Source organism: Methylobacterium sp. WL116, from assembly GCF_008039455.1.
Classification (GTDB): domain Bacteria; phylum Pseudomonadota; class Alphaproteobacteria; order Rhizobiales; family Beijerinckiaceae; genus Methylobacterium.
In genome coordinates this window covers 1-2,311 of sequence record NZ_VRUV01000638.1, presented here as the reverse complement: position 1 = coordinate 2,311, position 2,311 = coordinate 1, and the positions used below count along the sequence as shown (strand labels likewise).

Sequence of the window (2,311 nt, the reverse complement as noted above, 5' to 3'; positions counted from 1 at the left end):
GCGATCGCCACCGCCGCGCGCGTGCGCCTGTGGAAGCGCGCGACCTCGCTCGGCGGCGTCGAGAGCCTGATCGAGCACCGCGCCTCGGTCGAGGGACCGGGCACGCCGTGCCCGCCCGACCTGCTGCGCCTCTCGACCGGGCTCGAGGACCCCGACGACCTGTTCGCCGACCTCGACGCGGCGCTCCGGGCCGCCCACGCGGGCCCCTGAGCGCGGCGGGCTCGGATTCCTGTCCCGCGGGCGGGACCCTCCGGCGTGCCGCGCGTTGTGCCTCACAACTTCCGAGCATCCCACGCCGAGAGACGACGAGCGGACCATGACGACACGCATCCTTGCCGGCGCCGCGCTCACCGGGGCCCTGGCGCTCGCCCTCCTCGCCGCACCGGCGGCCTTCACCGCCGCGCGGGCCGACACGGTCCCGAACCTCGACATCAAGAAGACCTGCCAGTCGGCGAGCCGGGCCAACGTCAGCGTCAGCGACAACGCCAACATCGAGGGCTGCCTGCGCTCCGAGCGGGACGCGAAGAAGGAGGCCGAGCGCCGCTGGGGCGACTACACGCCCTCGGCCAAGCGCCAGTGCGAGGACCAGTACAAGGCCGGCGGCTACCCGTCCTACGTCGAGATGGTGACCTGCCTCGAGCTCGCCAGCGGCACGGTGCCGACCCAGCCGAATTCCGGCGGCACCGCCACCGGCGGTCCCGGCGCGCCGGGCGGCAAGGCGGCCCCGCAGGAAGCCGGAAGCCAGAACCTCACGCGCGAGCCGGCCGCGAGCCAGCGCACCAACCCGATCGAGGTGCTCGAGAAGAAGTAGCGCCCGCGATGTCGGAAAGACCGCTTCTCGCCGGCCGCCGCGCCGTGGTGTTCGACGCCTACGGCACCCTGTTCGACGTGCATTCGGCGGTGCAGCGCCATGCCGACGCCGTCGGGCCGGCGGCGGCGCGGCTGTCGGAGCTGTGGCGGGTGAAGCAGCTCGAATACAGCTGGACCCTGTCGCTGATCGGCCGCACCGCCCCGTTCTGGCAGCTCACCGAGCGGGCCCTGGACTTCGCCCTGGCGAGCCACCCGGACGTCGACGCGGGCCTGCGCGACCGGCTGCTCGACGCCTATCGCGACCTCGACGCCTACGGGGAGGTGCCGGGCGTGCTGGAGCGCCTGCGCGCGCGCGGCCTGTCCACCGCCATCCTCTCCAACGGCGACGACGCCATGCTCGGCCGCTCGGTCGCCTCGGCCGGCCTCGCGTCCCGCCTCGACGCGGTGCTCTCGGCCGACGCGGCCGGCGTGTTCAAGACCCATCCGCGCGCCTACGCCGTGGCGCTCGACGCCCTCGGCGTGCCCGCCGAGGCGGTGCTGTTCTGCTCCTCGAACCGCTGGGACATCGCCGGCGCCATTGCCTTCGGCTTCGCCTGCGCCTGGATCAACCGCACGGGGAAGCCGGACGAGTACGCCGACCTCGCGCCGGTGGCGGTGCTGTCGGATCTCGCGGGCTTGTTCTGAGGCGGGGCGTCGGCTCCCCCATCTCACCTGGATCGCATGGGGTGCGGGTTCCCCTCTCCCCGCACGCGGGGAGAGGCCCGGCCGCACCTCGTCGTGTAGCCGGGAAGCGCAGGCGAAGCCGAAGCGGCGGTGAGGGGAAGGCACCGGACGAGGCTCCGCCGTCGAAGCCCCCTCACCGTCGGCTGCCGCCTCGCCGCGCCGACGACAGGGTCGTCGCGGCCCTCTCCCCGCGTGCGGGGCGAGGGGATGCGCGCGGGGCGCACCGCCATGGTCCTGTAAGGCTCCCGCGCGCCTCCCGACCCCTCACTTCACCACGATCCAGTCCTCCACCACCAGGGCGTCGAGGCCGGTGGTGGTGAACATCAGGATCGCGTCCTCCGCCGTGTGGAGGATCGGCTTGCCCATCACGTTGAAGCTGGTGTTGAGCAGGATCGGCACGCCGGTGATCTCGGCGAAGGCGGCGATCAGCGCGGCGTAGGCCGGGTTGCGCGCCGGCGTCACGCTCTGGAGCCGGCCGGTGCCGTCGGCGTGCACCACCGCCGGGACCTGGTCGCGCTTGGATTCGCGCCAGACCAGGGTGCGCTCCATGTACGGGCTGTCGGCATAGGCCTCGAACCAGTCGGGGCCGGCCTCGGCCAGGATCGAGGGGGCGAAGGGCCGGAAGGCCTCGCGGTACTTCACCTTGGCGTTGAGCGCGTCCTTCGCGCCCGCCGGCCGCGGGTCGGCGAGGATCGAGCGGTTGCCGAGCGAGCGCGGGCCGAACTCGGCCCGGCCCTGGACCCAGCCGACGAGGCCGCCGGCCGCGATCCCGACGAGC

4 protein-coding genes are annotated in these 2,311 nt (G+C 73.8%); 3 read left to right on the top strand and 1 reads right to left on the bottom strand.

Annotated features, from left to right (window positions below; all coding sequences use genetic code 11):
* The 3 genes from FV223_RS25645 to FV223_RS25635 all read left to right on the top strand — a co-directional run.
* Positions 1-210 (top strand): PLP-dependent transferase (locus tag FV223_RS25645; protein ID WP_187276247.1); only part of this gene is annotated, 210 nt, incomplete at its 5' end.
* Between the two features lie 106 nt (positions 211-316).
* Entirely contained in the window at positions 317-811 is a 495-nt protein-coding gene (locus tag FV223_RS25640; RefSeq protein WP_147729584.1) for a hypothetical protein, read from the top strand.
* Positions 812-819: 8 nt separating this feature from the next.
* Entirely contained in the window at positions 820-1,494 is a 675-nt protein-coding gene (locus tag FV223_RS25635) for a haloacid dehalogenase type II (protein ID WP_147729583.1), read from the top strand.
* Positions 1,495-1,797: 303 nt separating this feature from the next.
* Here FV223_RS25635 and FV223_RS25625 read toward each other — a convergent pair.
* The coding region (locus FV223_RS25625) for a carbamoyltransferase C-terminal domain-containing protein (RefSeq protein ID WP_281407472.1) at positions 1,798-2,311 on the bottom strand (514 nt) is incomplete at its 5' end.